This is a genomic window from Chlorobium sp. KB01, assembly GCF_001975465.1.
Taxonomy (GTDB): domain Bacteria; phylum Bacteroidota; class Chlorobiia; order Chlorobiales; family Chlorobiaceae; genus Chlorobium.
The window spans coordinates 1-7512 of the sequence record NZ_MPJE01000035.1; the positions used below are offsets into that span (position 1 = coordinate 1).

General features: G+C 51.5%; 5 protein-coding genes. 3 read left to right on the forward strand and 2 right to left on the reverse strand.

The window, feature by feature from the left end:
- Positions 1-47: 47 nt before the first annotated feature.
- Positions 48-500: a hypothetical protein gene (locus BOO20_RS03710; RefSeq protein WP_076790690.1), complete on the reverse strand. Its 453-nt coding sequence runs from the start codon at positions 498-500 to the stop codon at positions 48-50.
- 521 nt (positions 501-1021) lie between these two features.
- Between BOO20_RS03710 and mnmA the strand changes: the two genes are divergently transcribed.
- The 3 genes from mnmA to metH all read left to right on the forward strand — a co-directional run bounded on the left by mnmA (position 1022) and on the right by metH (position 6632).
- Positions 1022-2107, forward strand: a complete 1086-nt coding sequence (gene mnmA, locus BOO20_RS03720) for a tRNA 2-thiouridine(34) synthase MnmA (protein WP_076790692.1) — start codon at positions 1022-1024, stop codon at positions 2105-2107.
- A 17-nt stretch (positions 2108-2124) separates the two neighbouring features.
- Positions 2125-2802, forward strand: coding sequence for an alpha/beta hydrolase (locus tag BOO20_RS03725; protein WP_076790693.1), 678 nt, complete (start codon positions 2125-2127; stop codon positions 2800-2802).
- Positions 2803-2945: 143 nt separating this feature from the next.
- Positions 2946-6632: a methionine synthase gene (gene metH / locus BOO20_RS03730; protein WP_076790694.1), complete on the forward strand. Its 3687-nt coding sequence runs from the start codon at positions 2946-2948 to the stop codon at positions 6630-6632.
- 235 nt (positions 6633-6867) lie between these two features.
- Here the strand turns inward: metH and BOO20_RS03735 are convergent, their stop codons facing one another.
- Positions 6868-7416 (reverse strand): HD domain-containing protein, encoded by a 549-nt coding sequence (locus BOO20_RS03735; protein WP_076790696.1) that lies wholly within the window; start codon positions 7414-7416, stop codon positions 6868-6870.
- Between the last annotated feature and the right edge of the window lie 96 nt (positions 7417-7512).

Sequence of the window (7512 nt, forward strand, 5' to 3'; positions counted from 1 at the left end):
CTCAATTTGATATTCTTTTACGAAGCAGAGCTTCGGGGAATTGACCCTTAGAGATTAAAGTATAGGTCATCATGATCACCTGTGACATCATATAACCACGAAGAATTTTTTCGAAGAATTTTAATGGCTAACGAAATCAAGTCTTGGGAATCCCGATCCACATAAAGGACATATCTTGAAAGTTCCAGTTCGAGATCATCGCACCTGCTTTCCGAAATAACCCGAAATTCGTCAACAGAAACTATGTAACTTGATTTAACTTGAATTATTACGTTAGAAATCGCTTGCAACACACCGGATAACGCCTCCTTTTCGTTTTCAAAAAGTCTGATATCTTTTGCCAGTTTGTGTTTTACCCCTTCGATCTCTTCACTCTTCAGTATATCAAATCGGTCTTCGAGCATCTTTTTGAGAAGAACGTAAATCATAAGACCAATCAGGAAAAGGATTGGACTTGTGATACCCAAGATTCGAAGTACATTAAAAACTAAATCATTCACTGTCGGTTCCTTTCCTTCAAGGTAATTAGTTTACTCACCAGCCCCATTTTCTTAGCTCCTTACCACTCTATCAAACATAGTTTAAAATGATCTGCCTGTTTCAAAAAGAATCAAACTACTTCTTTCTGTGCTTTTTGTTTCGGTTTATACAGATCAGTCACTTTCCCGGAACTACTTCTATTAATGTAATTAACTGCTTGAGGTTATCAAAAATATACACCATACCAACCGAGCAAAATGGAGGAAGTGGTGTGCCGGATAAATCGAGAAAAAGATGTAAGTTTCAGCCAATTCGGTTTCGCACTCAAAACCACGACCGAGATTTTGACAAATTATTTGGCCCGAAGGAGTTACCTACAAGAGAGTGAGGAACTTACAGGCACCTCTATTAATTGTCATGAGCGGTTTGAGGGCGAGGCGGACGGAGCGCAGAAACCGGAATGTACACGCAAGTACATGAGGATTTCGAGCACCGCCCAACGAAGCAATCGAATCGCGCAATAAATTAATAGTGGTGACTTATGGGCGAACAGAAAAAAGTTGTCGTCGGCATATCCGGCGGAGTGGACTCTGCCACAACCGCCTGCCTGCTCAAAAAAGCGGGCTATTCGGTTACGGGGCTGAACATCCGGGTGCTTGACTCCCTTGAGGATAGCCCCTCGCTGCAACCTTCCCCGCTCATCATCAGCGACCATCCTGATTTTCAGATTCCGGTGCTGACGCTCAACCTCAGCCGGAAGTTCAGGGATGACGTGATCACCTACTTTCATAACGACTACCTCGGGGGCCGCACGCCGAACCCCTGCATGGTCTGCAACAAGAAAATCAAATGGTTCGGGCTGTTTGAAGGGCTGAAACTGCTTGAAGCCGACTTTATCGCTACGGGCCACTTTGCCTCCACCTCATTCAGCGACGGCCGCTACCGGCTCTACAAGGGCGTTGACCCGGAAAAGGATCAGAGTTATTTTCTCTGGATGCTTTCTCAGAACGACCTTGCAAAAACCCTTCTGCCGCTCGGTGAGATGGTGAAACCCGAAGTTCGCAGACTGGCCCGTGAATTCGGTGTCAGGGCGGCGGAGAAGAAGGAAAGCCAGGAGATCTGCTTTGTGCCGCAGGACGACTACTGCAGCTACCTGGAAGGTGCAATTCCCGGCCTTGCCGAAAAGGTTTCAGGCGGTGAGATTGTTGACGAAGCGGGCAAGGTGATCGGCAAACACCGGGGCTACCCCTTCTACACCATCGGCCAACGGCGCGGTCTCGGCGTTGCTGCCAAGGTTCCGCTCTATGTCACCGAAATTGACCCGAAGCACAACCGTATCCATGTCGGCCAGAAGTCAGCGCTTGAAACACGAAAGCTTGTCGCTTCAGGGCTCAACTGGATCGGCATCGATGGAGTGAACGCGCCAGTCACTGCTCTGGGAAAAATCCGCTATCGGGATAAAGAGACCCCTTGCACCATTGAGCCTCTCGAAAACAATGAAGTGGCGGTTGCATTCGACGCACCAAAAAGCGGGGTTTCAACCGGACAGGCCGCGGTCTTCTACCGGGAGAGCGAAGTGCTCGGCGGAGGATTCATCACCAAAGTCATACACGATATAAATCAGTAAAACGGCAATCTTATATTATGCTTCAACGAAAAGAGCTCTCCCTCTTCTACATGGAACAGGCTCCGGAGAAACCGGACAATGCACCACTCGTTCTTATGCTGCATGGCTACGGCAGCAATGAAAAAGATCTGATCCAGATCGCTCCCGCTCTACCGCCGGATTTCCGCTACATCAGTGCAAGGGCGCCCCAGGTTATGGATTACGGTATGTACGGATGGTTTCCGCTTGAGTTTACCCCAAACGGCATCATTGTCGATCACGCCGCCGCTGAGCGGGCCCTGCATCAACTGATCGGCTTCGTCAGAGAGCTGATCGAGGAGTACCGTCCGGCAGGAGAGAAGGTGTTTCTCATGGGATTCAGCCAGGGCACGGTAATGAGCTACCTCACCGCATTCAATGCGCCTGAACTGCTGCACGGTGTGATTGCGCTCAGCGGTCAGCTCCCCGAAAAAAACATGCCGACCGAAAAAGCCTCTCCATTGCTCCGCAAGCTCCCCTTTCTCGTGATGCACGGACTCTTTGACGAAGTGCTGCCGATAGCCAAGGGACGGGCCGCAAATGCATGGCTTGAAAAGCATGTGGATGAGCTGATCTATCGCGAGTACCCGATAGCGCATCAGATTTCGGACAGCGGGATAGAGCTGATCCGCTCATGGCTTGAGGGGCTTAAGAATAAATCCGCTCACGACAATTAATCAGAGGTGCCATGAAGAGAGTGCACCGGAAAGTGAGTAAAATCTGTGCATTCGTCACAGCCGGAGCGAACAGATTTATAGAGTTAATCGTATATTGGCAACCTGTATCCTCTTTTTCAAAAAAACGCAGTCATGCATAAAGAATGAAAGAAACTCTCTTTACCCTGCTCGAAAAGCGTATCCTTGTTCTCGATGGTGCAATGGGCACCATGATCCAGCGCCATAAATTACAGGAAGAGGACTACCGGGGCTCGCGGTTTGCAACCCACTCGCATCCGCTCATGGGGAACAACGATATACTTGTTCTCACAAGGCCCGACATCATCTATGCACTGCACTGCGACTTTCTTGAAGCAGGTTCAGACATTATAGAGACCAACACCTTCAATGCCAATCCGATCTCCCAGTCAGACTACAGTGCCGAACATCTGGTCAGGGAGCTGAACGTTGAAGCGGCCAGGCTTGCACGAAAAGCGGCGGATGAGTATACCGCCCGAACATCCGATAAACCAAGATTTGTAGCCGGTTCCATCGGCCCGACCAATAAAACCCTCTCGATGTCGCCGGATGTCAACAATCCGGGGTACCGTGCTGTAAGCTTCAAGGAGGTGGTCGATAACTACACCCTCCAGCTTGAAGGGCTCATGGAGGTGGGCGTCGATATGCTGCTCGTTGAGACGGTCTTTGATACCCTCAACTGCAAGGCGGCACTTTACTCAATTGAAGAGTTTTTCAACCGTACAGGCAACAGGGTACCGGTCATGGTTTCCGGAACCGTCGTGGACGCAAGCGGACGTACCCTCTCCGGCCAGACCACCGAAGCCTTCTGGATCTCCATCGCCCACATGCCCGACCTGCTCTCCATCGGTCTGAACTGTGCGCTGGGTTCAAAACAGATGCGCCCCTTTATCGAGTCGATCTCAGGCATTGCAGAAAGTCTGGTGAGCGTCTATCCAAATGCGGGTCTGCCCAACGAGTTCGGAGAGTATGACGACTCACCGGAGTATATGGCTACGCAAATTGCTGACTTTGCCACCTCAGGATTTGTCAATATTGTCGGCGGATGCTGCGGCACCACTCCCCAGCATATCAAGGCAATTGCCGAAGCGGTCAAAGGGCTGACTCCGCGCCAGCGACCCGTAAAAAAGCATGAGCTGCAGCTCTCCGGTCTTGAACCGCTCTTTGTAAACAGCACCACCGGCTTCATCAACGTCGGCGAACGCACCAATGTAACCGGCTCGAAAAAATTCGCCCGGCTCATCAAGGAGGGCAACTACGACGAAGCGCTCTCGATTGCCCGCCAGCAGGTGGAGAGCGGCGCACAGGTGATTGACGTCAACGTTGACGAGGGGATGCTTGAGAGCGAAAAAGTGATGAAAGAGTTTCTCAACCTGATTGCATCCGAACCCGAAATCTCCCGTGTTCCGGTAATGATTGACAGTTCGAAGTGGTCGGTCATTGAAAACGGCCTCCAGTGCGTTCAGGGCAAAAGCATCGTCAACTCGATCAGTCTCAAGGAGGGTGAAGAACTTTTCCGCGAGAGAGCGAGAAAAGTATTGCAGTATGGCGCCGCAACCGTTGTGATGGCTTTTGATGAAAAGGGGCAGGCGGACAGCCTGGAGCGGCGCAAGGAGATCTGCAAACGCGCATACGATATTCTGGTCAATGAAGTGGGCTTCCCCCCTGAAGATATTATTTTCGACCCCAATGTGCTGACCGTTGCCACCGGTATCGAGGAGCACAACAATTACGCCGTTGACTTTATCGAGTCGGTCCGATGGATCAAAGAGAACCTTCCCTATGCGAAGGTTTCGGGAGGAATCAGCAACGTATCATTCTCTTTCCGGGGCAACGAACCGGTCAGGGAGGCGATGCACGCAGCCTTTCTCTACCACGCCATCAAAGCCGGGCTCAATATGGGCATCGTCAATGCCGGCCAGCTTGCCATCTATGAGGATATTGAACCGGAACTGCTGCTTCGTGTCGAGGATGTGCTGCTCAACCGCCGGGAGGATGCAACCGAACGACTGGTGAGCTTTGCCGAAACCATCCAGGGTGGCGGCGAGAAAACTGAAGCAAAAGCAGCCGAATGGCGGAATGCTCCCGTTGAAGAGCGGCTCCGCCATGCGCTCATCAAGGGCATTGTCGAGTTTATTGAAGAGGATACCGAAGAGGCACGCCAGCTCTACCCGAGCCCGCTGCAGGTTATTGAAGGGCCACTGATGAACGGCATGAATGCCATCGGCGATCTCTTTGCCGAAGGCAAGATGTTTCTTCCGCAGGTGGTCAAAAGTGCCCGAGTCATGAAACGCTCGGTTGCCTGCCTCATCCCCTACATTGAAGAGGAGAAAGCCAAAAACAAGGACACCCGTGCCGCAGCAAAAATATTGCTTGCGACGGTCAAGGGTGACGTGCATGATATCGGCAAGAACATTGTAGCCGTTGTGCTCGCCTGCAACAACTACGAGGTCGTTGATATCGGCGTTATGATGCCCTGCGAAAAGATCCTTGAAGCCGTGGAGCGTGAAAAAGCCGACCTGCTCGGGCTGAGCGGACTCATCACCCCGTCGCTTGACGAGATGGTGCACGTGGCTCGTGAAATGGAGCGGCTCGGCATGAAGATTCCTCTGCTCATCGGAGGTGCCACCACCTCAAGAATGCACACCGCAGTGAAAATTTCGCCGGTCTACTCCGGAGCAGTCGTTCAGGTGCTTGATGCATCCCGGAGTGTTCCGGTAGTCAACAGCCTGCTCAATCCTGCACTCAGCCCGGATTACATCGCAAAGCTCAAGGAGGAGCAGGCCGGACTGCGGGAGAGCCACGCTTCACGTTCATCGGCAAAAAGCTATATCCCTCTCTCCGCAGCCCGAAGCAACACCCCTTCGCTGAAGTGGGACAGCTCTACCGTCTACAAACCGCTCAAACCGGGAATCACCCTGCTTGAAAATGTGACAGTTGAAGCCCTGCGCCCCTATATCGACTGGACTCCGTTTTTCATGGCGTGGGAGCTGCATGGCCGCTACCCTCAGATTCTCGACGACTCGAAGTACGGGGTTGAGGCAACTAAACTCTTCAACGATGCTGAAATCCTGCTCGACAGAATAGCAGGCGAACAGATGCTCGGACTGAAAGGTGTTGCCGGTATCTTCCCGGCCAACAGCACAGGGGATGACATTGCAGTCTACAGTGACGAAAACCGCACAACCACCCTCGCAACCCTCCACACGCTCCGCCAGCAGGAGAAAAAAGCGGACGGCGAACCAAACCTTGCGCTTGCCGATTTCGTCGCGCCCGTCAATTCAGGAGTGAAAGACTACATTGGCGGATTTGCCGTGACCGCAGGGCTCGGCATTGAAAAAGCTCTCAAACAGTTCACGCTGGAGCAGGACGACTATCACAAAATCATGACACAGGCTCTTGCCGACCGGCTGGCCGAGGCATTTGCCGAAATGCTGCACGAAAAAGTGCGCCGTGAACTCTGGGGTTATGCTCCCGATGAAGCGTTCAAGCCCGAAGAGCTTTTCGGCGAAAAATACCAGGGCATACGCCCGGCTCCCGGATATCCCGCCTGCCCGGATCATACCGAAAAAGCGGAGCTCTTTACCCTCCTGAATGCCGAAGTAAGTACGGGTATCACCCTGACCGAAACCTTCGCCATGAATCCCGCCGCTTCAGTCAGCGGACTCTACTTCGCTCACCCGGCGGCAAAGTACTTCATGCTCGGAAAAATCGGCAGGGATCAGGTTGAGGATTATGCCTGTCGAAAAGGGATGAGCATCGGTGAAGCTGAAAAGTGGCTGGCGCCCGCACTTGACTACGAACGCGACTAAGGGAACCTCTATTAATTTGTTCCGCAATTCGATTGCTTCGTTGGGCGGTGCTCGAAATCCTCATGTACTCTCGTGTACACTCCGGTTTCTGCGCTCCGTCCACATCGCACTCTAACCGCTCACGACCATTAATAGAGATTCCCATCAGTAAAAATGTGAACACGTAGAGCGAGTCCACGACACATTCGGGGCCGGAAAAAGATTCGAATTGCGGAAGAAATTTATAGCGGAGCGTCTACAGCTTCATCATCGGCAACGGACTGAACGGATGACTTTTGAATCGTTCACCGGCAAGCTGCACAAGCTTTCTGTGGAATCCGGCATTGGGAAAGGCCTCAAGCACATCGGTTACAAAATCATCCTTCAGCTTGAAGCGGAGCAAACCGCCAGTCATATCAATCCAGTCCGCTTTCCTGAAGAGTTCAACCAGCCACTCCGGATGCTCCTTGTATCGGGTCAGCTTGTGATGCTCCCCGATCATGGCTTCTATTTCACTCTGCCACTCCCCTTTTCCGTTTTTTTCAAGGTAGTTGCGGGCAAGAAGCTGTGAAGCGGGCAGATAATCAAAACTCTTCTCTGTCCAGATCCCGAGATCATGGAAAAAGACCGCAATGGCAATTTTATCCAGGTCAACCTCCCGCTTCCTTGCAAGGGAGCAGCAGAAGTTGAAAACCCTCAGACAGTGGTTCCGGTAAGCATCGTAATCCTCCCCCAGCACCTCCCGATAACCGGAAAACAGCTCATCAAGCAAAAGAGAATTTATAACGCTTGTTGTATCATTCATATATATGGCGCACTGCCGTGTTTTTTTATTACCTATAATCACTACTGTCCAATTATAAATCAAATAAATTCAATTGGTTACCGGTACAGGTCTCGG